Annotated in this window: 18 protein-coding genes; 9 read left to right on the top strand and 9 right to left on the bottom strand. The window is 39.4% G+C overall.

The genetic code is table 11. From position 1 onward, the window contains the following. Positions 1-367: 367 nt before the first annotated feature. The 7 genes from EV194_RS08025 to rsgA all read right to left on the bottom strand — a co-directional run bounded on the left by EV194_RS08025 (position 368) and on the right by rsgA (position 7301). Positions 368-868 (bottom strand): hypothetical protein, encoded by a 501-nt coding sequence (locus EV194_RS08025; RefSeq protein WP_132433529.1) that lies wholly within the window; start codon positions 866-868, stop codon positions 368-370. After that, on the bottom strand, positions 865-1869 hold the full coding sequence (locus EV194_RS08020) for a beta-ketoacyl-ACP synthase III (protein ID WP_132433528.1): 1005 nt from the start codon (positions 1867-1869) through the stop codon (positions 865-867). The genes EV194_RS08025 and EV194_RS08020 overlap by 4 nt, the downstream gene beginning before the upstream one ends. Positions 1870-2173: 304 nt before the next feature. Next, positions 2174-2359, bottom strand: coding sequence for a 50S ribosomal protein L32 (gene rpmF, locus EV194_RS08015; protein WP_132433527.1), 186 nt, complete (start codon positions 2357-2359; stop codon positions 2174-2176). Between the two features lie 12 nt (positions 2360-2371). Continuing rightward, positions 2372-2923: a YceD family protein gene (locus EV194_RS08010; RefSeq protein WP_243699365.1), complete on the bottom strand. Its 552-nt coding sequence runs from the start codon at positions 2921-2923 to the stop codon at positions 2372-2374. A 145-nt stretch (positions 2924-3068) separates the two neighbouring features. Next, positions 3069-4223, bottom strand: coding sequence for an ATP-binding protein (locus tag EV194_RS08005; RefSeq protein WP_132433525.1), 1155 nt, complete (start codon positions 4221-4223; stop codon positions 3069-3071). A 12-nt stretch (positions 4224-4235) separates the two neighbouring features. After that, on the bottom strand, positions 4236-6344 hold the full coding sequence (locus EV194_RS08000) for an ATP-binding protein (protein ID WP_132433524.1): 2109 nt from the start codon (positions 6342-6344) through the stop codon (positions 4236-4238). A gap of 30 nt (positions 6345-6374) precedes the next feature. After that, a complete protein-coding gene (rsgA, locus tag EV194_RS07995) occupies positions 6375-7301 on the bottom strand; it encodes a ribosome small subunit-dependent GTPase A (protein ID WP_132433523.1) in 927 nt (308 codons plus the stop codon). 699 nt (positions 7302-8000) lie between these two features. Here rsgA and topA point away from each other — a divergent pair. The 7 genes from topA (at position 8001) to porN (ending at position 17621) form a co-directional block, all read left to right on the top strand. Then, positions 8001-10433, top strand: coding sequence for a type I DNA topoisomerase (gene topA / locus EV194_RS07990; RefSeq protein WP_132433522.1), 2433 nt, complete (start codon positions 8001-8003; stop codon positions 10431-10433). A gap of 18 nt (positions 10434-10451) precedes the next feature. Beyond that, complete coding sequence (locus EV194_RS07985; RefSeq protein WP_132433521.1) at positions 10452-11609, top strand: arginase family protein; 1158 nt, start codon at positions 10452-10454, stop codon at positions 11607-11609. 139 nt (positions 11610-11748) lie between these two features. Next, a complete protein-coding gene (locus EV194_RS07980) occupies positions 11749-12726 on the top strand; it encodes a PorP/SprF family type IX secretion system membrane protein (protein WP_132433759.1) in 978 nt (325 codons plus the stop codon). Between the two features lie 47 nt (positions 12727-12773). Continuing rightward, positions 12774-14102, top strand: coding sequence for a T9SS ring complex lipoprotein PorK/GldK (porK, locus tag EV194_RS07975; RefSeq protein WP_132433520.1), 1329 nt, complete (start codon positions 12774-12776; stop codon positions 14100-14102). A gap of 40 nt (positions 14103-14142) precedes the next feature. Beyond that, positions 14143-15135, top strand: coding sequence for a type IX secretion system motor protein PorL/GldL (gene porL, locus EV194_RS07970; protein WP_132433519.1), 993 nt, complete (start codon positions 14143-14145; stop codon positions 15133-15135). A 38-nt stretch (positions 15136-15173) separates the two neighbouring features. Next, positions 15174-16721 (top strand): type IX secretion system motor protein PorM/GldM, encoded by a 1548-nt coding sequence (gene porM / locus EV194_RS07965; RefSeq protein WP_132433518.1) that lies wholly within the window; start codon positions 15174-15176, stop codon positions 16719-16721. Positions 16722-16766: 45 nt separating this feature from the next. Further along, the gene (porN, locus tag EV194_RS07960; RefSeq protein WP_132433517.1) at positions 16767-17621 is read left to right on the top strand and encodes a type IX secretion system ring subunit PorN/GldN; all 855 of its coding nucleotides are present in this window, start codon (positions 16767-16769) and stop codon (positions 17619-17621) included. 69 nt (positions 17622-17690) lie between these two features. Here porN and EV194_RS07955 read toward each other — a convergent pair whose 3' ends face one another. Continuing rightward, on the bottom strand, positions 17691-18779 hold the full coding sequence (locus EV194_RS07955) for a mannose-1-phosphate guanylyltransferase (RefSeq protein WP_132433516.1): 1089 nt from the start codon (positions 18777-18779) through the stop codon (positions 17691-17693). 386 nt (positions 18780-19165) lie between these two features. On the opposite strand from EV194_RS07955, the gene EV194_RS07950 reads away from it, so the two are divergent. Further along, a complete protein-coding gene (locus EV194_RS07950) occupies positions 19166-19906 on the top strand; it encodes an MlaE family ABC transporter permease (protein ID WP_132433515.1) in 741 nt (246 codons plus the stop codon). Beyond that, positions 19903-20655, top strand: a complete 753-nt coding sequence (locus EV194_RS07945) for an ABC transporter ATP-binding protein (RefSeq protein WP_132433514.1) — start codon at positions 19903-19905, stop codon at positions 20653-20655. Before EV194_RS07950 ends, EV194_RS07945 begins: the two co-directional genes overlap by 4 nt. A gap of 72 nt (positions 20656-20727) precedes the next feature. Here EV194_RS07945 and EV194_RS07940 read toward each other — a convergent pair whose 3' ends face one another. After that, positions 20728-22140: a S41 family peptidase gene (locus tag EV194_RS07940; RefSeq protein WP_132433513.1), complete on the bottom strand. Its 1413-nt coding sequence runs from the start codon at positions 22138-22140 to the stop codon at positions 20728-20730. Positions 22141-22974 lie beyond the last annotated feature (834 nt).

Raw genomic sequence — 22974 nt, 5'->3', positions numbered from 1 at the left:
TTCAGTTCTATTCAATGACAGTTTTGCTGAAAAGCGGATTCATGAATTGGCTAAGACATGTATATACAAATGGGCTTTTAGCAAATGTGGGTAAATGCTTTAATGGGCGATAAAGGTAAGATGTGAATGTGTAAATTTAGTTATGCAAATTTACATTATATTTCACATATGTATACATGGATTTCAATATAAAGTTTCGCTCAATAAACTGAAAGTCGTTGTTTTTATATCTGCCAGAGATGAATTAGCCGCTAAGTTATCGAGTTTTCTCACGATGGCACGGATTTCTTTGTTACCATGGATCAAATACCGACTAAATCGCCAGCGCTTCAATATTTGTATTTCAATAGCCAATATGTAAATTCAATTACTTTATTGTACGTATAGATTTTGTAATCTCTTCAAAGGTAATTTGTGGGTGGTTTTCAGAATTATTTTTGATAACGAAAGATATATTCTCTTTGGCTTTGGTAGAAATGGTAACGATGATGGTCTTATTGGAGTCCACAAAAAGCCATCCTTTCAGGTGGCTTTTTGTGGATATTTTCTCAATATCTGAATCTCTGAAAATGCGGGAGTAATCACCAATAGACTTTTTCATGGCCTTCGCCTCTCTCTCAAGAATACCAATTGGGATCATGACTTTATTCAAATAAAAATTAAAGCCTGTTGAGAGCGACAAAAGCACAAGCCACATTGAAAGGGGGTAAAAAATTAGTTTGAATGGTAGCTCAAGAATGCCTATGGCCACACTAAAAAGCATAATAAAACCCAATAACAATACCAGCGAGATATATAAAATCTGGTTTATCCGGCCTAGGAAACCTAATGCGGGTCCTTTGCTACCATATATGATGAACTGTTTCACATTTCATTTGTGTCATATCCCCATTTCAGGTAAAGAGAACCCCAGGTGAATCCGGCTCCAAAAGCTGCCAGGATGATGTTGTCTCCCTTTTTTAGCTGTTTTTCCCATTCGTACAAACACATGGGAATGGTGGCGGAAGTGGTATTTCCATATCTTTCGATGTTGATCATCACCTTGTTTTTGTCAATACCCATGCGTTGAGCTGTGGCATCAATAATGCGAAGATTTGCCTGATGGGGAACTAGCCATGCCAGCTCTTCGGGAGCGATGTTATGTTTTTTCATCATCTCCACAGAAACATCGGCCATATTGGAAACGGCATGTTTGAAAACATGCTTCCCGTCCTGAAAAACATAATGCTCGCGGTTGTCGATTGTTTCATGTGACGGTGGTTTAACCGATCCCCCTGCTTTCATGTGAAGGTAGGCTCGTCCGAAACCATCACTCTGTAAAATGCTGTCAATGATTCCGGTCTCGTCTGAAGATGGTTCCAAAAGGACTGCACCTGCTGCATCTCCAAAAAGGACGCAAGTCGTTCTGTCTGTGTAGTCAACAATGGAACTCATTTTATCGGCACCTACCACAAGAACTTTTTTCTTTGCACCGGTTTCAATGAATTTAGATCCGGTGTCGAGCGCATAAAGAAATCCCGAACAGCCGGCGTTCAGATCGAAACTGTGCGCGTTTCTGATGTTTAATTTGTCGGAAATGATGTTGGCGGTGGCCGGGAAAATGTGATCGGGTGTAGTGGTTGCGCAGATCACCATATCGATCTCCTCAGGTTTTGTGCCGGTTTTTTCAAAGATTTGTTTTATGGCTTCAACAGCCATATCGGAAGTTCCTTTTCCAACACCTTTGAGAATATGCCTTTCTTTAATTCCAACTCTGGTCATGATCCATTCGTTGGAAGTGTCAACCATTTTACTCAACTCTTCGTTGTTGAGAATGTAGTCTGGAGCGTAACCGCCAATGGCAGTGATCACAGCTTTCTGTTTTGTCATTTTCAATGCATTGATTAAAGGAGGAGTTGTGAGGGGTAATTCACAAATATTCAAACAGGTGTCCGCCAATACCTGTTAGTCCTGCCCGGTACTTATTTTAATTTGAAAATAAAAGCGGGAGTGACAAATCATTCCCGGTATGAAAATCTGTTCTGCTGTATACAAAATTACAAAAAGATGCGTGGTGTACAACTGATATTGGTTTTTTCCCTTGTTTTCTCTTGGTGCACAAGTTCTGTTGCAGACAAACACAAAAAGGCTGTCTTAAAAAAGACAGCCTTAAATCATGATATTTTTGATGTTGTTATGCTGTAACTTCTTTCTCTACAGCTAATTTGCCTCTGTAATATCCACACTCTCCACAAACGGTGTGCAGTTTAACAGCCGAGCTACAGTTTGAACATACACCTAAAGCAGGCATTGCTGCTTTATAATGAGTTCTTCTCTTGTCTCTTCTGGTCTTCGATGTTTTTCTTTTAGGATGTGCCATTTTTCAACCTCTTTACTTGTTTTTATCTAATAATTTCTTCAATTCGTTCCACCTTGGGTCAGTTTCTTCCTCGGAATCATCAGCTCCGGGTTCCTGATCTACCAGGTATTCCGATAATTTATTTACCATCTCAGGGTTACAGGTGCTTTTACCATTTTGGTCAAGACCATGTACATGCTTAATTGGCAAAGAGGTGGCAATTACATCATAGATGAATCTGGCCACATTGATTTCATGCTCTGCATGCGGAAGGATGATGATCTCTTCCGATGGCTCATCGTACTCTTCTCCAAAGTTGACATATAGTTTTGACTGGCAATTGATTGGCATGTTAACTTCCTCCAAACAATGATCGCATACCGATTCAATGGTTCCATTGATGTCAAAGTCCAGAATCAGCATTTGTTCGCTCTTATTCAGATTAACCGTTACCTCTGAATTGCCGTTTTCATAAAGGGCACTTTCAAAAAGTGCGAAAAAGTCCTTGTTAACAGTGTACTTAAACGTGTGTAAACCGTTTTTAAGTCCTTTAAAACCAATGTTGTATTCCTTGATCTTTTTCACAATACCCTCCGTAAAAACTGTGCAAAGTTATAAAAATATCATTCTATCCGAAAAAAAAACTGTTTTTATTTTCCCATTAAGACTAGCATAGTGATCTCTTAAGCCTTTAACCATCAGAAAAAGAGATGATAAATAATTTTTTACTTCAGACTTCTGAAGGTAAAACAACTCTGAACGTGGTTCCTTTGTTGGGAACTGAACTTAATATGCTGATTTTTCCTTTGTGATAATGTTCAATTATTCTGCGGCTTAATGTCAAGCCCAGTCCCCAACCTCTCGATTTGGTTGAATAGCCTGGTTTAAAGGCTGTTTTCTGTGTTTGCCTGCTCATCCCCTTGCCGGTGTCTGATATATCAATGAATATTGAATCCTTATGCGATCTGATAAGAATTGATATTTGTCCTTCCCCTTCCATCGCATCAATGGCATTTTTGCATAAATTTTCAATAACCCAATCAAAAAGGGGCTTGCTAAGTGGTATCTGTGGGTTATCAACCGAATGAACCACTGTAAATGAGACAAGGGAGGAGCTCCTTTTTCTTAGGTATGACACCATTGATTCAATTACCTCAATAATGTTTTCTTGTTTCAGATCGGGTTTGGATCCAATTTTTGAGAAACGACTGGTAATGGTTTGCAATCGTTGAATGTCAAAGTGCATCTCCTTAATCAGTTCCGGGTCGGTATTTTTCATTGTTAATACATCCATCCATCCCAGCAGAGATGTTGTTGGAGTTCCCAATTGATGTGCTGTTTCTCTGGCCATTCCTACCCAAACCTGATCCTGTTCAAGTTTACGTGCTACGCTAAAGGCAACATAAGCCACCAACATAAAAACAAAGACAATAATTAATTGAACAATGGGAAACCATTGCAATTTCCTGAGCAGAATTGAATCGTGAAAATAGATATACTGAAATTCGTTTTCGGCAAGCTTTACGGGAATAGGGTCACGGTGTCTTTTCATCTTTTCAAGAACCTGCTCTAAATGTTGCTCCTGGTTGTTTCTAGGAAGAGATACATTGCGATGAAAGATGATTTCATCTTCATCAGTTGTCACAATCACAGGAACGGTTGTATTGTGCCGCAATATTTCAACGATAAGTGACATGGTTTCGCCGGGTGAAGCATCAATGGCCAGAAGCCTGTTGGCTTCGGCCCATAGTTCTATTTTTATCTGTTCCTCCTGTTTGAGTTCAGATGTTAATCTGTTGGTATATAGTAAAGAAAAAAGACTGATGGCTGCAGCCCCTATGAACAACATGAATTTCCACCATCTTTTTTTATTATAAATCTCCATTTATCAGTTTCGTTAATTATATCCCCATCTTTGTATGGTTTGATAAACCAGATCAAAGTGAATTGGTTTTGGCAGGAAGTCGGAAGCACCCGCTTGTGTCAGTCTGCTCATAAACTCTTTGTTCATATCTTTCTCCAGCATCATAACGATGATGGGACATTTGGCATTAGTCGTTTTTAAACGGCTTATTAAATCAGTCATTTTCTCCTCAGGCTGAAATGCATCCAACAAAACCAAATGAATTTTTTTATTTTTCATCAAATCAACCGATTCAGCCGCTGAAGGAGCTACAGTCGCTTCATATCCCAGTTTTGATAATATGTTAACGGTCATTCTCTGGTTCAGCCGATTGTCATCAACAATCATGATGTTAAACTCTTCGGGGATGGAGAGCGGCTCTCGTTTTTCCCTTTCGGAGATGGAGGGAAAATTTTGTGTGAGAATTCTTTTAAGTGTAAAAATCGGAATTGGTTTTCGTAAATAGATATCGGCACCAAGTCTCCTGGCCAGGCTGGTATTTGATGTATGCAAATCACTACTCTGGATGATGATGAAGAAATCCTTGTGAAGGTGTTGGTTATGTAGTTCGTGCAGAAAATCCAGACCATTAAGATCAAATCGGTGATCTATTATAATAAGATGATATGGTTTATTTTGCTTTAAATGATTAACCGTATCATTGGTAGGAGGTTCAAGTTTAAAATCAACCCCCATTGAAATTAAATTTCGCGTTAGAACTTGTACGTGCAGCTGATTATCAGTCACTACCAGAGCTTTTATCTGGGTAAATGAATGGATCATTGAAAAGTCCAGTGATTTTTGATAGCGTTTTGTCTTTAGAGGCAGGGTAAAGCAGATCTCGGTTCCCGGCTGATTCGGATATTCGGAAATACCGGATGGACTTTGTGCCCAAATTTCTCCTCCCATCAACTGTATGAGTTGTTTACAAATGGTTGTTCCAAGTCCTGTTCCTCCAAACTGCCTGGCAGAAGATTTGTCGGCCTGTGCAAAAGGTTCAAATATATGTTTGATTTTGTCAGGCTTAATCCCAATTCCGGTATCCTTAATACTCATGAGAATCGCAGGATTTCCATGCACCGTCTTGGTGCGGTGAGCAGATATCTCTATTCGCCCATGCGGGGTGAATTTTATGGCATTGTTAAGCAGGTTGTTCATTACCTGCCTGATGCGTATGGGATCACCAATAAAATCTTCAGGCAGCAGGTTGTTTAGCCGGGTAACAATGGTGATTTTTTTATCTCTGGCAAAAGAAGATAAATCTTTTATGGCCAGATTAACCTCTTCCATGAGGTTAAATGATATGGATTCAATCTCAAATTTTCCGGCTTCCAGTTTGCTGAAATCCAGAATATCGTTGATCAAAGAAAGTAAGGTTTCAGCTGATCGTTTTGCTACGGTAGTCATCTCTTTTTCCTGCCCGGCCAGTTGAGGTGAGCTCAGCAAAAGATCTGTCATGCCTATTATTCCGTTTAAAGGGGTGCGGAGGTCATGACTGATGTTGGCAATGAATTCAGTTTGCTGAGGACTCAGTGAAGATTCACTATTTTGAATGAAGGGAGTGAGTTCGTGATAGAATTTGATGACATATTTTTCTGATTGTAGAAAAAATGCAATTTTTTCATTATAAATAATCCTCTCATTGTTATCGTTATCAGTTAACACATAGCGGGTACCATTAGAAGATACAGGTTTTTTCTCCCGTATGTGAAATCTGCTGAAAAGAATCTCTTCATCAATTTGAGATCCTTTAATTATATCAGAATCTTCCAACTCAAAAAGTTTAACGGCAGCCTTGTTTACTTCCCTGATGCGCTGGTTATTGTCCAGAAGTATGATACCGGTTGGCAAATATTGAAGCACCTTGCTCAGAGCCTGTTCTGATTGTTGTATTCTAGACTTTTCAATGTTGTGATCCTTGATGTGGATGTAATAGAATGTTACAACAAGAATAATGATAAGGAGAGATATAAAGCCTGCAAAATAGGAGTTCTCAAGAACTGATGAGGTGCTTACTCCGGCCGGCAGGGAGAAAATAATGTAAATATTAATTCCTGTCAGAACTAAAATGCTCAGAAATGCAATAATCGTGGATTTCTTCATTATTGGAGTGTTCTGTATTTTAATCGTTTCTTATCTGTATTTTTCATCCTTGTTTAGTAAAATACTTATGTAACTATTGTATCGGGAGAAAGCAATTTCCTCTTCTTCAACAGCTTTTTTTACCGCACAACCCGGTTCGTGCAAATGGGTGCAGTTATGGAACTGGCATTTGTGGGAAACGGCAAAAATTTCTCTGAAGTAGTGATACAGCTCTTCCTTTTCGATCATGATTAACCCGAAGCCTCTGATTCCAGGCGTATCTATAACATACCCCCCGAATGAAAAAGGATGCATTTCGGCAAAAGTGGTGGTGTGTTTACCGGTATGGTGTGATTCTGATAGTTCACGTGTTTTGAGATTTAGGCCCGGTTCAAGTCTGTTGATCAGGGTGCTTTTCCCAACCCCTGAATGACCGCTTATCATTGTTGTCTTGTCCGTCAGAAGCTCTTTTACCTCACTTAAATCGTCCTGAGTTTTGGCGGAAAGAGCCATGGTTTTGTACCCAATATTTTCATATATCACTTTAAGCTCTTTCATCTGCCGCAGGTGTTTCTCATCGTACCTGTCCACCTTATTAAAAAGAAGTGTTACAGGAATGTTAAAAGCCTCGGCAGAAGTCAAAAAACGATCAATAAATATGGTAGTGGTTATGGGATAGTTAATGGTAACCAGTAATATAGCCTGATCTATATTAGCAGCTAAAATCTGACTTTGTTTAGAAAGATTTGTGGCTTTGCGGATAATAAAGTTTTTTCGGGGTGCAATTTCAGCGATCACACCGTTTCCGGTGGCTGGATCGGTTTCAAAAGATACCTTATCGCCAACGGCAACCGGGTTGGTACTTTTAAGGTCGTCTAACCGGAATTTGCCTTTAATGCGACAGGGAATAGGTTCCCCGCCATTTTCTTTTACAAGATACCAGCTGCCGGTGGATTTTATAACTGTGCCTTTCTTCAAAATCTCAGTTTTTTTCAAAAATAATCATTTTCATACTTAATCCAATCAATAATGCATTGAATAGCTCAAAAAAAAATATGTAACTATTTGATTCTATGATAAAGGAGTATGTCTATAGCGAATAATTTGTTCTTTATTTAAGATGAAGATGATTGCTGGCAAATTTTGAAACTTTTTTATTAACCACCTACGTGGTTAATAAACTGAATGATTTTTGCCCTTTAGAATGTAGTCCTTCCCTTACTACTTTATTAAAACAGAACAGTTTATTCAAAACATTATCCATAGCATGAATGTTCATTTCCTGAGACTCTGTTTTTGCAAAGAACTCAGAAATATCATTAAGATGTTCTTAAACATTTGATCGTATAAAACAATATTTTATAAATTTGCCGCTTGTTATTAAATATGTTATTTTGCCTAAAGTGAAGGGATGCGTTCATGAAATGTGGGTAGAAATGGCAGAATATTTAATAAGTAGGAGGTGTTTTTGACCATCAAAAACGTTTAATTCGAACGGAATTAAACTGAAGCATGAATGGGTTTTCAGATGATTTTCTGTTAAATGCATCATTTCTTTTAATGGGTTGAAGATATATAAACATGATTCATTCCTCCGGTTTATTTGCCTGCACTGCAGAGTCGTATCATCTGTTTTCATCCTCAGGTAAAAGTAATAATTGATTAAGATTATTTTAAATGACGCAAAAAGCGAAAGAGAAGGCTTTAAACCTGGTGATAGTTGAGTCACCTGCAAAAGCAAAAACCATTGAAAAGTTTCTGGGGAAAGATTTTTTGGTGAAATCAAGTTACGGACACATCCGTGACTTGGCAAAGAAAGATTTTGGAGTTGACCTTGCAAATAATTATCAACCCCAGTATGTAATATCTTCTGATAAAAAGGATGTTGTAAAAGAGCTAAAGTCTTTGGTACAACAATCTGAAACGGTATGGCTCGCTTCCGATGAAGACCGCGAAGGAGAAGCCATAGCCTGGCACCTCTATGAGGTGCTTGGACTTACACCGGCACAAACCAAAAGGATCGTGTTTCACGAAATTACCAAAGAAGCAATTCTAAAAGCCATTAAAAACCCTCGTCCAATCGACATCAATCTGGTAGATGCACAGCAGGCCAGACGTGTTCTCGATCGGTTGGTTGGTTTCGAGCTGTCTCCGGTTCTTTGGAAAAAGGTAAAACCTTCTTTATCTGCAGGTCGCGTTCAATCTGTTGCGGTTCGTTTGCTTGTGGAGCGTGAAAGGGAAATTAATGCCTTTAACGCAGATTCAGCGTTCAGAGTCGTTGCCAGATTCTTTGTTACCGATGAGGATGGTAAAAAACACGAGTTAAGAGCAGAATTAAACCACCGTTTCAAGACTGAAGAAGAGGCTTTTCAGTTTCTCTCCCATTGTAAAAACGGTCAGTTTTCCGTTGAACAGGTAACCCGCAAGCCGCTTACTAAAAGTCCGGCAGCGCCATTTACCACATCAACACTTCAGCAAGAGGCTTCAAGAAAACTTGGCTTCTCAGTCGGCCAAACCATGTCGGTGGCGCAGCGACTATACGAAGCAGGAAAAATCACCTATATGAGAACCGATTCGGTTAATCTGGCCGATACAGCAGTTGCTGCTGCTGTTCAAAAGATTAAATCAGATATGGGTGAAAAGTATGTGCAAACCCGTCAATTCAAAACAAAGAGCAAAGGAGCCCAGGAGGCTCACGAAGCCATTCGTCCAACATACATGGACAAGGAGGCCGTATCCGGAACGGCTGCCGAACAGAAACTCTACGATCTGATTTATAAGCGTACTCTGGCCAGTCAGATGAGTGATGCACGAATCGAAAGAACCAATGTCAATATTACTGTTTCAGGTTCAACGTATAAGTTTCATGCATCTGGTGAGGTGATTCTTTTTGATGGTTTTCTAAAAATGTATATTGAATCCTCGGATGTTGAAAAGGAAGATGAGGAAGCACCAGGGTTTCTGCCTCCTTTAAAGGAGCAGGATGTTTTGGGTCTTATAGCAATGGAAGCCAGGGAGCGATGGACTCAAAAACCTCCGAGATACTCAGAAGCCGCTCTGGTTCGTAAACTTGAAGAGCAGGGAATTGGTCGTCCGTCCACTTATGCTCCAACCATCAGTACGATTCAGCAAAGGGGGTATGTGGTGAAAGAGGATCGACCAGGAAACCCCAGAAAATACCGGTTAGTTCAACTCGAAGCAGGAGAGGTGAAGAAAAGCGTAAAAACAGAAAATGCCGGAGCTGAACGATCTAAATTATTCCCTACAGATATTGGTATGGTGGTGAATGATTTTCTGGTTAAATATTTCCCAAATATTGTGGACTATGAGTTTACTGCAAAAGTTGAAAAGGAGTTCGACCAGATAGCAGTTGGTGATGTTCAATGGACCAAAGCAATAGATCAGTTTTATCAGCCATTCCATAATCAGGTGGAAGAAACACTTGAAAAATCTGAACGCAATACGGGTGAAAGAGTGCTGGGAAGTGATCCTAAAACCGGGAAACCTGTGATAGTAAGAATTGGCCGTTACGGGCCAATGGCTCAATTGGGGGATACAGAGAATGAAGATGAAAAACCTGCCTTTGCTTCTTTAACCCGGGAGCAGAGCATAGAAACCATAACACTTGAGGAGGCACTAAAGTTGTTTGAATTGCCAAGGGATCTCGGGCTTTATGAAGATAAGAAGGTTGTGGTTGGCATTGGCCGGTTTGGGCCATACGTGAGGCACGATGGGAAGTTTGCATCTTTGAAGAAAGGTGTGGATGATCCAATGGAAATTTCACTCGAACGAGCCATTGAGTTGATCGAAGAAAAGAGGGAGCGAGACAATAAAAAAATAATTAAGTCGTTTGAAAAGGAGCCGGACCTGCAAATATTGAATGGACGTTGGGGGCCATATATAGGTTATAAAGGCAAAAATTTCAAAATCCCCAAAGAAAAAGATGCAGAGAAATTATCCTTTGAAGAGTGTTTGAAACTGGTTGAGGACGGTGGGAAGAAAGCTCCCGCAACAAAAAAGGCCACAACCAAAAAGAAAACAACCGCAAGTGGTAAGAAAACCACTGCATCAAAAAGCACCAAGGCGAAAAAAAGTGCTGCAAAGAAATAGGTTTTTAAAACATTAATCGTGGAGATATTCCATTATTTTGAACCTTGTAATTTTACTTCTGCAGCAATTCCGGGTATAGATTTACAGGAATCGCTAAGGGAGCAGGTCTCTTTTTTCAACGGAAAAAAGGAGTGGTTTAAAGATTTTGAGTATGATCTGGTTCTGATGGGAGTGCCGGAATCAAGAAATGGAGCCGATAATTTATCCAGTAAAAACAGCCCGGATGAAATCCGTTCATGGCTTTATTCGCTGAGAGGTTTCGAATCTGAAGTGAGCATTGCTGATCTGGGTAATATTCGTGGCAATACATTGAACGACAGATATCATGCACTGGAAGAGGCCGTTGCCTTTTTTCGGTCAAAAGGATCGGTTGTCTTGATTTTGGGTGGAACACAGGATCTTTCATGGCCGGTTTATAAAGCATTGAGCAAGGAAAGTGAATGCTCTATTGCCATAGCCGATGCACTTTTGGATGCCGATGCAAAAGGAGAGGATTTTTCTTCCAGGAGCTGGATCAGTTTTTTATTGCAGCAAGCGGAGATTGCACCTGAAGATTTAACTGTTTTTGGTGTCCAGAATTACCTGGTATCACCATCACAGGAACAAATTATAACAAGTAAGTTCTTTGAGATAGTTCGTCTGGCGGAGATAAGAGGCGATGGAATTGAAAAATGTGAGACCATATTACGTGACTCTGATTTTTTTAGCATGGACTTTCGTGTGATAAGAGATCAGCCACAGTTTCATGACAAAAAAATGTCTCCGCATGGATGCGAGCCACATGAGGCTTGCCGAATCATGAGATATGCAGGCTATAGCGACCGGTTAAAAGCAGTCGGGTTATTTGAAATGCCAGCTGGTACACAGGGGGCAAACAGCATACTTGGCGCAGAACTTATTTGGCATTTTATTGATGGTTACTGCGGTCGTGTATATGATTTTCCGGCATGTTCCGTTGACGCTTATAAATGTTATGTTGTTCAATTTGATGAGTTTGAAGAAGGGATAAAGTTTTATCGAAATCTGAATAATAACAGATGGTGGATGGAGGTGAATCAAAAAATAGTCTCGTGTTATTTTGACGATTACCGTCGGGCGTTAAAAAAGGAGTTTCCCGAAAAATGGTGGAGATTATACCTTAAAAGCACAGAAGGACAGAGTGATAAGATGCTCTGAAAAAAACTAAAAGAATTAAAAAAATGAAACCTTTGAAGCCCGAATGTAGTATATGAGGTCATGGTTCAGAAAAAAAATAGAACAGAGGTTTAAGTGCAACTTAGATTTGAAAAAGCCGGATAGCATATCCGGGGATGGAATGTTTTTTTTCCTTTTTCGATCATTTTGTTCTGTCAGTTTTGTTTTTTTTGTGTTATTTTGCATAACTCCTTTGGCTTATAGTCAAAGTGATCCACAGTTTAGCCAGAATATGTTTAACCCATTGGTGGTAAATCCTGGCTTTGCAGGACATTCCGGACAGATCAACCTGGTGGCTGTTGACAGACACCAATGGGTGGGTATGGAAGGCGCTCCTCGAACAACGGTTGTTGGAGCAGATATGGCGATAAATAATTTTTTTGGAAATCCCGGGGGTGTAGGTTTGGTTGTCATGAACGATGAAATCGGATTTTTCCGGAATATAACCATAAATGGAAGTGTCGCACAAAGATATTTTGTTGGAGATGGCAGAATCGGAGTTGGGGTAACTATTGGTTTGTTTAATCAGGTTTTTGATGGAACAAAAGTCAGGACAGGAACATCCAGTGATTACCATTCTGATGAAGACCCCTCAATTGATCAGATTGAGTATAACGGAACAGCTTTCGATTCAGGGATTGGCGTATGGTATGAAGACGGAAATATTTATGCAGGATTGTCAATTTTGCATTTATTTGAGCCAAAACCAAACTTTAATGAAGAGTTAAACGTATATACACCACGTTCTTTTTATTTTACAGCTGGATATAGCCACACTTTGTATGAAGTTCCGGTTACTTTAAAGCCCTCTTTTTTCCTGAAGAATTCCAGTAATTCATGGCAGTTGGACTTAAACATGAATATGATTTTCAGGGAGCGATATTGGGGCGGATTGTCATACAGAATACAAGATGCGGTTGTTTTATTGGGAGGAGTGGAATTACAAAACGGTCTGAAAATAGGTTACAGTTACGATATAACCACATCAAGACTTAGCCGGGCCGGAAGTGGCGGAAGCCACGAAATTATGGTTGGATACACATTTGATCTATCTCTTAACAGGAGAGAAAAACGATATAGAAGTGTACGTTTTTTATAACATGAGAGTATGAAATTAACAGAACAGTTTAAGAATATCCGAAAACTATGAAGAAAGTACTTGCCCTTTGTATCATTGTACTCACGATTTTAAGCGGATGCGGTAGATCCGGTAATGGTGAGCTTGTTGGGGTTCCACGACGTGCTTCGTTCTATGAACCTGAACCTTATGGAATGCTGTTTATTCCTCAGGGAAGCTTCAACATGGGGTTAAATGATCAGGACATAACCGGGTCGTTGACCACTGAAGTCAGAACAGTTTCTGTTCCCTCTTTCTGGATGGATGAAACAGAAATTACAAATACTGAATACCGTCAGTTTGTTTACTGGGTTAGAGACAGTATTGCACGTTCAATGTTGGGCGAACAATTTGATGAGTTTTTAATTACCGAAGATCGGTTTGGTAACATCATAGATCCGCCTTTCCTTAACTGGCGTACCAGATTGAATTGGAACAACGAAGAATATGCCGAAATTCTGGAAGATCTGTTTCTACCTGAGAATGAAAGGTTCTTTAGAAGAAAAGAGATTGACACCAGATTGTTGAATTACGATTATGAATGGGTTGACCTACAACAGGCTGCCAGAAGATCCAACAGGTATAACTTCGAAACCAACTCCTATGAGGGCGAAGTTTACAACCAATTTGGAGAGCGGATTGAAATTGCAGATCGTTCAGCTTTTATTATGAAGGACAGGGTAAATGTATATCCCGACACCTTGGTATGGATCGCAGACTTTACCTATTCTTTCAATGAGCCAATGACAGAAATGTATTTCTGGCATCCCGGATTTGATGAATACCCGGTTGTAGGTGTGGATTGGAAGCAGGCCACAGCCTTTTGTATATGGAGAACTCAGTTACTGAATAATTTCCTGCGCTCTAAAGGGCAACCTGAAGTAATGCAGTACCGTTTACCAAGTGAGGCCGAATGGGAATATGCTGCACGCGGAGGATTAAACAGCAACACGTATCCATGGGGAGGCCTCTATACCAGAAATGATCAGGGATGTTTCCTTGCCAACTTCAAACCTCTACGTGGTCGCTATGGTGATGACGGAGGAATGTATACCATGCAGGTTGGTTCTTTTGCTCCAAACGATTTCGGATTATATGACATGGCAGGGAATGTTGCGGAGTGGACTTCAAGTGCTTTTGATGAATCTTCCTACAGTTTCATGCACGATATGAGCCCTACTTATAAATATAATGCATTGCCCGGAGATCATCATGTGATGAAACGTAAGGTAGTGAGAGGTGGATCCTGGAAAGACATCGGATTCTTTCTTCAGAACAGTACTCGTACATACGAATATCAGGATTCTGCTAAATCCTATATTGGATTCCGTTGTGTAAGAGATTATATTGGTAACTAGTTTGAGCTTTAAGTATTAACCCACGATAATAAAGAGAAAAATGAGTGGAAGTGGTTTTTTTGGAAGTCCGGCCTATAAAAAGATAATGGCTAAGACATACGGAATCGGTGCATCAGTAGTGATTTTAGGAGCGTTATGGAAAATATTACACTGGCCTGGAGCTGACTATATGTTGATGGCAGGATTGGGTACAGAGGCGTTGATTTTCTTTCTTTCAGCTTTTGAACCCCCACATGAAATGCCTGATTGGAGTTTGGTTTATCCCGAACTTGTTGGTCTTGAACCTCGCGAATCAAAAGTAAGTCTGAATGCCGGAGGTGGTGGAATTGCTGTAGGAGGAGGCGGAGGAAGTGAACTTGCAGCTCTTATACAGGGAGGCCATTTGGATGTATCTACAGTCGAAAAACTAAGTGAAGGTATAAAGAAACTATCTCAAACTGCAAGCAGTCTTTCAAATCTCAGCGAAGCAAGTATGGCAACAGAGGCTTATTTGCAAGCCATGAAAACTGCATCAGACAGTGTTGGTAGTTTTGCAGGAGTGTCATCTAAACTTGGAGAATCAGCAGAGTCGCTAGCCAGTTCTTTTGTAAATACAGCTCAATCTGTTTCATCATCTGGAACACAGTTTTCTCAGAAACTATCAGCTACCGGAGATTCATTTGTTGATGTGTTAAAAGAGAGTGGCGATAAATTGGTGCAATCTTATCAGTCTCTTGGTGAATCAATGGCTTCGCAGGTTGAGAAGGTTTCCGGGGATAGTGTAAAGTACACTGAAGGTTTATCTGTTGCAAATCAAAAACTTGCTGCGATTAATTCTGCATATGAGTTGCAATTGTCAAGTATTAATGATCAGGTTCAATCATCTCAACAATTGACAAAAAGTCTTGGAGATATTACCCAACACATGAACCAATCTGTTTCTGATACAGCTGCATATAAACAAGAAGTGGCAAATTTAACCAAAACGTTAGGCGATCTTAACTCCATTTACGGAAACATGTTAAGTGCTATGAGCGTGGGCGGTAATAAATAGCAAAACCTTAATCACAAGATATTAAAGAACTTTGAATTATGGCTGGAGGAAACTGTCCTGAAACACCGCGGCAAAAGATGATTGGGATGATGTATCTCTTTCTTACCGCGATGCTAGCATTAAATGTTTCAGCAGAACTATTAAATGCATTTATTCTGGTAGATAGGAGTATTTTGCAAGCAAAGGAGTCTGTAGAATTGAAGAATGAAGAAATGTACAGACAATTTGCAGAGGGAGCTTTATTAAACCCCCGAGTTGAAGAATTCTACCAGGAAGCTCTGCAGGTAAGAGAGAAAGCAGATTTTCTTGTTGATTATATACAGGGAATTAAAATTTTATTGGTGCATACTGCTGATGGCCCCAACTACACTTTGGAAAATTATAAATCGAAGAATAACACCAGTGTTGTCGGTCAGTTATTGTTATCAGAGCCATCTGGACGTCGCCGAAGTGATACGCTTAAAAACCATATAAACGATTACCGGGAATTATTATCAAGCCTTGTTGTAGGAGATACTGCTTTAATTAGCCGAATTAACACCAACCTTTCCACTGCTGATCCTGAACCACGGGGGGGAGTGCAGAGGAGCTGGGAAGATGAAAAGTTTTATTATGTTCCAATGGCAGGATCCATGGCAATGTTAAGTCAGATACAGGCAGATGTTCGAAATATGGAAGCAGATGTGGTTCGTCATTTGTTTATGCGGGTGGATGAAGGAACCTTTAGGTTTAATAAGATCGGACCTTTGGTGATTCCAAGTTCTCAGCATGTAATGAGAGGTGATACTTACCGGGCAGAAATTATGATGGCCGCTTATGATGATGAGTTTCCGCCCAGGGTTATGTTTAACGGTCAGGAACTGAGGACTCAGGACGGACGTGGAATCCTTGAAATTCCTGCATCCAGACTTGGAGATAATTCCTGGCAGGCAGAGATATCCATAATGGGGCCTGAGGGATGGACTACTCCTCACCAGGTAGGCGGTCAATTTCATGTAATGGAGCCAAATGTGGTTGTATCACCAACAAAAATGAATGTGTTTTACGAAGGGGTAGAAAATCCTGTTGAGATATCCGCGCCGGGCGTACCCTCTGAGCGTTTGAGGGTAAATATTTCCAATGCGACACATACACGACGTGGAAATGAGTATATAGTGCAACCCAATGCTGGTTCTGCCGGTAGGGAAGCCGTAGTAACTGTGACCACAGAAATTAATGGACGAATGCAAAATCTTGGAAGTCGTAATTTCAGGATTAACCGAGTGCCTAACCCCGTTGCAAAAGTTGGTGGAGTTAGTGAGGGAGCCATTGCCAGACAGGTACTCCTTGCTCAGATGGGAATTGTTGCTGATATGGAGAATTTTGATTTTGACCTTACATTCAGGGTAACTCAATTCCGTGTTTCTACAGTTCAAAGAGGTTTTATGGTAGACCAGCGTTCCAGCAATAACATGTTTACTGAAGAGCAAAAGGACTTAATTAGAGCCGCCACACGGGGACAACGTATCATTATTGATGATATTCGTGCTGTTGGTCCTGATGGAAGAACACGGAACTTAAGTTCCATTACTCTGACGATAGATTAACAATATATGATTGAAAAAACTTTAGAATTACTAAAACATACAACCATGAGAAAACAGGTATTTCTTCTAGTAAGTGTATTTATTTTCGGTTTATTGATTTTGCCTGCAGAGTCTTTCAGCCAAAGAGATGGCAGGCCGGTAGATAATATTTTCGAAAAGGAACACATTACAAACAAAAGACCAATTCCTTACCCGTCTATTAGAGAGGCGGACATCATTTGGTCTAAAAGAATATGGCGAATCATTGATTTACGTGAAAAGATCAATCTTCCACTTTATTATCCCATTGCTCCTGCAGATGATCGTTATAGCTTGGTTGGTCTTTTGATGCATGGTATTCAGTATGAAGGTTTGCCAGCATACAGTACTACCGATGATGAATTCCGCGTGAGAATTGGAATTAATGAGGTGAATGAAGTCATGGGAGCTACTACTGAGCTTACAGAGGTGTATAATCCGGATACCGATACATATGTGGAGATGGAAGTTACAAGAGACGTTCGGTACGATGAGGTAAGACAGATTATGGTAAAAGAAGTGTGGTTTTTCGATAAGAACTATAGTCGAATGGATGTCCGTATCTTAGGACTTTGCCCCATCAGAGAAGAGGTTAATGAAGCTGGAGAAGTTGTTCGACGTCAGACTTTCTGGATAAACTTCCCTGAAGCGAGAGATCTGTTTGCTCGTCACGAGGTGTTCAATCCCATAAATGATGCCCAGCGTCGATCTTTTGATGATATTTTTATCAAAAGGTATTTCAGCAGTTACATTGTTCAGGAGTCAAATGTGCATCAAAATCGGAGCATTGAAGAGTATGCTGTAGGTATTGAAGCTATCCTGGAATCTCAAAGGATACGTGATGAGATATTCACATTTGAGCATGATCTTTGGGAATGGTAGAAGATTTTACTAATGTTTTCTCTGAGTTGAAGAATTAAAAAGGGGTTGTCGAACGACAACCCCTTTTTTTTATAAACTGGAATCTCCAAATTCAGTTTTTATATCTGTAGTAAACTGTCTTATTTGTTGCTCATTATCTTTAGGGCATATCAATATTGCGTCGGAGGAATCCACAACGATATAATCATTGAGACCTTGAATCACTGCAACTTTATTCTTTGGTACGTTAATAATACTATTTTGGGTGTCATATAAAAGTACTTTGCCGCAAATAACAGCATTGTCATTCTTGTCCTGGGGCGAGTATTCATAAAGAGACGACCAGGTTCCAAGATCAGACCAACCGAAATCAACTGTTTGTACATATACATTGGTCGCTTTTTCCATTACTCCATAGTCAATAGATATGTTTTTGCACTCGGCATAGGTTGTGTTGATGATCTCTGTCTCGTTTTCTGCTCCGATCTTTTTATCAAGTTTGGCAAAAAGCTTGTGGACATCCTGTAGATGGTCTGAAAATGCCTGATCAATTGATGAAAGAGACCAGATAAATATGCCGCTGTTCCAGAAGAACTCCCCGCTTTCAAAAAATACTTTTGCAAGCTCTAAATCTGGTTTTTCAGTAAAAGTTTTTACTTTGCTAAAGTTTTTAAATTCTGTGTTGTTCTCATCTCCAACCTGGATATATCCGTAGCCCGTCTCTGGTCGATGAGGCTTAATTCCCAACGTAAGAAGGACATCCTGGTTGTCCACGAACTCAACTCCTTTTTTTATGGAATCAATAAATTTGATCTCGTTAAGGATCAGGTGGTCGGCAGGCGTTACCACAATGTTAGCATCCTTATTTCTTGATCTTATCCATGCATTTGCGTATGCAATGCATGGAGCAGTATTTCTTCTGAACGGTTCAAGTAATACCTGATCTTCGGTTAATTCCGGAACCTGTTCAAGCACCTTACTTTTGTATTCATTGCTTGTCACAACAAGGAAGTTTTCCACAGGACATAACGGAAGGAATCTTTCAAAGGTCTGTCGAATCAAACTTTTTCCGGTTCCCAGAATATCAAGAAACTGCTTGGGTGTTGAACTTTTACTCAATGGCCAAAATCGACTACCGACGCCTCCGGCCATGATGATGCAATATGTGTTTTTATCCATTTTATTGATGTTTATATGTTATATACTTCTATAAGTCGTTTTAAAGTATTAGTCTCAGTGCTTTAAATACTATTAGTGCGCATGTAAGGTTGTGAAAATGTGATGTTATATATTAAGATACAGAGTATTTTTTAATATTTCAACAGGCTTCCTTTGTTTGAAACAACATATCATTTTGAGCAGAATACATACTCATAAAATTCGTGCCATACTTCAAAAATAGCAACCATTTGTCTTTTTTTAAAACTTCTGACTATATTTAGATTTTCTTTTTTGCGATGAAGCAACTAAGATGCGCTATAACAGGTAATCCCGTATTTTTCTTGTTTGTGGTTTCTTCATCTGCAATCAGTTGCACCTTGCTTTAAAATCTTAGTAGAACAGTTATGAGTTTTTTGTTTCATATAGGACGCTATGCGATGTTTGTGAGACAGGTTTTTGGAAGACCTGTTAAACATCGTATTTTTTTCAAACAGGTCATTCGTGAAATGGATGTTTTGGGTTTGAGTTCAGTGGGCATTGTGGTCATTATCTCTTTTTTCATGGGAGCTGTCATAACGCTTCAAACAGCTTATAACATCGATTTACCGATTATTCCAAAATATGCCATTGGTCTTGCTGCCCGTGACTCCATTATATTGGAGTTTTCAAGCACCATTGTCAGTTTAATTCTGGCCGGAAAAGTTGGCTCTCATATAGCATCAGAAATTGGAACCATGCGTGTTACTGAACAGATTGATGTGCTTGATGTGATGGGAATAAATTCAGCCGGATACCTTGTTTTACCAAAGGTGATGGCTTTGATTATTATAATTCCTTTTTTGGTTATCATCAGCATGGGGGTTGGTATTTTTGGCGGTTGGACAGCAGGGACAACCACAGGGGTTGTCCCCTCAGATGAATATATCTACGGCATCCAATATATGTTTGTTCCGTTCTATATAGCTTATTCCCTGATTAAGTCGGTGGTGTTTGCTTTTCTCATAACCACCATAGCTGGTTATTGGGGTTATTATTCAACCGGCGGATCTCTTGAAGTGGGGCGGTCAAGTACCCGTGCTGTGGTTATAAGCAGCATTCAAATACTTTTGTTTAATCTGATTTTAACACAGCTTTTACTGGCATGATTGAAGCGCGTAACATCATAAAATCCTTCGATGGGAATACAATTTTAAAGGATGTATCAGCAATTTTTAAGCCTGGTCAAACGAACCTGATCATAGGTCAGAGTGGTTCGGGTAAAACAGTTTTTTTAAAGTCGTTGGTAGGTTTACATGAAGTTGATTCGGGAGATATTATTTATGACGACAGAGATTTTACCCGAATGCCCGATAAGGATCGCATCAAAGTTCGGCAGGAGATGGGGATGCTGTTTCAGGGATCGGCTCTGTTTGACTCTTTAACGGTTGAGGAAAACGTACGTTTTCCTCTTGATATGTTTACAAAGAAAAAGCTGGATGAGCGCCGTGAGAGAGCCAACTTCTGCCTGAAGAGGGTTAATCTTGAAAATGTTAATCACCTATATCCTTCCGAAATAAGTGGAGGAATGCAGAAGCGTGTTGCCATAGCCCGTGCCATTGCTCTTAATCCAAAATACTTATTTTGTGATGAACCCAATTCCGGATTGGATCCAAAAACGGCCATTGTTATTGATGAACTGATTCAGGAAATCACCAAAGAGTATAACATGACCACCATTGTAAATACACATGATATGAACTCCGTTCTGGGTATAGGTGAGCACATTATTTTTATATTTAAAGGAGAGAAATATTGGGAAGGTAGCAGTCAGGATATTTTTAAAAGCGACAATAAGGAGTTGAATGATTTTATCTTTGCCTCCAAATTCTTCAGAAAAATAAAGGATAAATTATAATGCTAACGACTTGAACGGTTTGCGGGCCTCGTAGTTTCCTGGATATCAGACATTCGTCTCTGTGAGCTTTTGTTAAAAATCACCTGATGGCCTTTCTGTAACCATTATTCCATGATAGGGACTCAGCATGTCTTTAAGTTTATCTGCTTTCGATGATCTAAGATCGGATCGTTTTAATTCCGTATCAGATAAGATTGGGCTTCCGGTTTCAATGATGGACAAAACGTTGGCAATAAAAAATTCCTCTATTTCCCCCAGTTGTGCTCCTTCGTCAAAGAGATGAACGGCATACATGTCGTCATCGAGTTCAAATGTTGATGGCAAACCTTGTTGATAGTTGATGTTATTATTGATGTTTTCTGCACGAAATACGATTGGTTGTATGGCCCAATTGTGTCTTCTCATTTGAGGCCTTTGGTTGTTGTCAGAAATGATTACTGATCCATAATACTTCCCATATGTGTTTTCCCCAACCTGTATGACGTCAATGTATGGTTCAAGACCATAAATAACCATTTCACTGGCGGACGCTGTTCTGTCAGTAGTCAAAACAAACAGACGATTTAACCCTAAATTAAAATCTTGTTCTTCAAACTTAATTGCATCATTGAAACTTGAAAGGTTCGAATTCCATCTTTCAAATATAAATGTCTCGTCAGCCAGATCAGCAGATCCAATTAAACTCGCAAGAGTGACGGCAGATCCCACATGACCTCCACCATTGTACCTAAGATCCAGAATTAGTTCATCAATTCCTGCTTCATGAAACCTGCTGAATGTATTTACTAACGCTGTGTCGAAGTTGTTGATGAATGATCCATAGGCCAGGTAACCAATTTTTAAACCGCTTGCCTCAATGATACTGGTCGACAATATCGGGTGGGAACTGAACTTTTCAACAGCAGAAATGCTTACTTCAGGCTCAAGTTTTACAATGTTTCCATCAATAATTTGCCCCATTGTAAGAGTTAAATCATCAAGTGACAACAATTGTTGATAGTTAATATCGGTAATAGTTTGCCCATTGATTTTATAAAACATGTCGCCTCTTTTTAGTCCTGCCTGTTCGGCAGGAGAGTCACGATAAACAAACTGAATAAAAACAACTACCTGACTCGAGCCTTCCTTAAAATAGTATGGAGCTATTGAGTAGCCTTTGCTTTTTGTTATGCCCTGGAGGTAGTTTTCAAGCTCGGTGATGTTATCAGTAATGAACGACCATCTGTCATCCGGCTTCTTAAGAAGCTTGTAAAAGTATTTTTCCGGATCAGGTTCGGTTTTGTAATCTATATCAGGCATCTCGTTATTCCAAAAATACCCCAGATTCATATAGTGGGAAATGAATTGATTGATATTTAATATGTCTGATGGTATTTTTTCTATATTGCCGGGATTTATTTCATCGTCTTTTTTACAGGATGATAAAATGAGAATTATCCCTGTTGATAACAGGAATATTATATTTATGTACTTAGTTGCTTTCATTATTATATTCGTTTGCTAATCATTTTTTAACACTCATAATAACAGGTGTTTATGAGCTCATGGTATTTAATTAGATGATTATAAAAAACCTGCTTGCATCTAATCCCGCTAAGCGGGACTTCACTGTGCTCAGTATCTAATATCTAATAATCTAACGATCTATTGTTATTAGAGATTTGTTTTTTTACAGGAAAATAGTGTTGTTTATACATGTACAAATTTAATTCCATTTTTCTGATGTTTGTTAAATCAAGAGTCAAAACACGATGTTTTGATTCTTTAAGAACTTTAAAGCATGTTTCTTTGGATTGATTCATTGCGGATTGACATTTTTTAAGATAAATAAAAGCAAAGAACATTTGGAAACCCCAATAAGAACCTCTACTTTTGCAGCCGCTTCTTAAGAAGGTTAAGGGGCGCCGGAATCTGAGATATTGAGATAAAGGAATTAGCTTTTTTGTTGTTTATAAGGTCAATTGAAAACTGATCACATTTTATTTGATTGGTTTTCAGCGTTACTGAAAAAAACTTGAAAAAAGTTGAATAATATTTTGGAAAAGGGAAATAAAAGTGTTTATCTTTGCAGCCGCTTTCCGACAAGGGGAGTGGGATAGAAGGGAGTCAGATCCCTGATATTTTAAGATAGAAAAAATAAGAAAACGTTCTTTGACAATATTGATGCAATACCAAAAGATCTAAGGTTAGACAAAAATTTAATTTAGCAATATCCTTGAGTCAATTTTTTTGAGATATGTCAGGAAATTAGGCTATGAAAGTAGCCACCAACTTTTTTATACAACGAAGAGTTTGATCCTGGCTCAGGATGAACGCTAG

The sequence above is a fragment of the Natronoflexus pectinivorans genome, assembly GCF_004345615.1.
Taxonomy (GTDB): Bacteria; Bacteroidota; Bacteroidia; order Bacteroidales; family Marinilabiliaceae; genus Natronoflexus; species Natronoflexus pectinivorans.
Note: the sequence above shows the minus strand (reverse complement) of the source record. Positions and strands in the feature narration are given on the sequence as shown.

Coding starts and splice junctions, on each gene's coding strand:
- EV194_RS08020 (WP_132433528.1), bottom strand. CDS start 1,869: ATGACAAAACAGAAAGCTGTGATCACTGCCATTGGCGGTTACGCTCCA.
- rpmF (WP_132433527.1), bottom strand. CDS start 2,359: ATGGCACATCCTAAAAGAAAAACATCGAAGACCAGAAGAGACAAGAGA.
- EV194_RS08005 (WP_132433525.1), bottom strand. CDS start 4,223: ATGGAGATTTATAATAAAAAAAGATGGTGGAAATTCATGTTGTTCATA.
- EV194_RS08000 (WP_132433524.1), bottom strand. CDS start 6,344: ATGAAGAAATCCACGATTATTGCATTTCTGAGCATTTTAGTTCTGACA.
- topA (WP_132433522.1), top strand. CDS start 8,001: ATGACGCAAAAAGCGAAAGAGAAGGCTTTAAACCTGGTGATAGTTGAG.
- EV194_RS07980 (WP_132433759.1), top strand. CDS start 11,749: ATGTTTTTTTTCCTTTTTCGATCATTTTGTTCTGTCAGTTTTGTTTTT.
- porK (WP_132433520.1), top strand. CDS start 12,774: ATGAAGAAAGTACTTGCCCTTTGTATCATTGTACTCACGATTTTAAGC.
- porL (WP_132433519.1), top strand. CDS start 14,143: ATGAGTGGAAGTGGTTTTTTTGGAAGTCCGGCCTATAAAAAGATAATG.
- porM (WP_132433518.1), top strand. CDS start 15,174: ATGGCTGGAGGAAACTGTCCTGAAACACCGCGGCAAAAGATGATTGGG.
- porN (WP_132433517.1), top strand. CDS start 16,767: ATGAGAAAACAGGTATTTCTTCTAGTAAGTGTATTTATTTTCGGTTTA.
- EV194_RS07955 (WP_132433516.1), bottom strand. CDS start 18,779: ATGGATAAAAACACATATTGCATCATCATGGCCGGAGGCGTCGGTAGT.
- EV194_RS07950 (WP_132433515.1), top strand. CDS start 19,166: ATGAGTTTTTTGTTTCATATAGGACGCTATGCGATGTTTGTGAGACAG.
- EV194_RS07945 (WP_132433514.1), top strand. CDS start 19,903: ATGATTGAAGCGCGTAACATCATAAAATCCTTCGATGGGAATACAATT.
- EV194_RS07940 (WP_132433513.1), bottom strand. CDS start 22,140: ATGAAAGCAACTAAGTACATAAATATAATATTCCTGTTATCAACAGGG.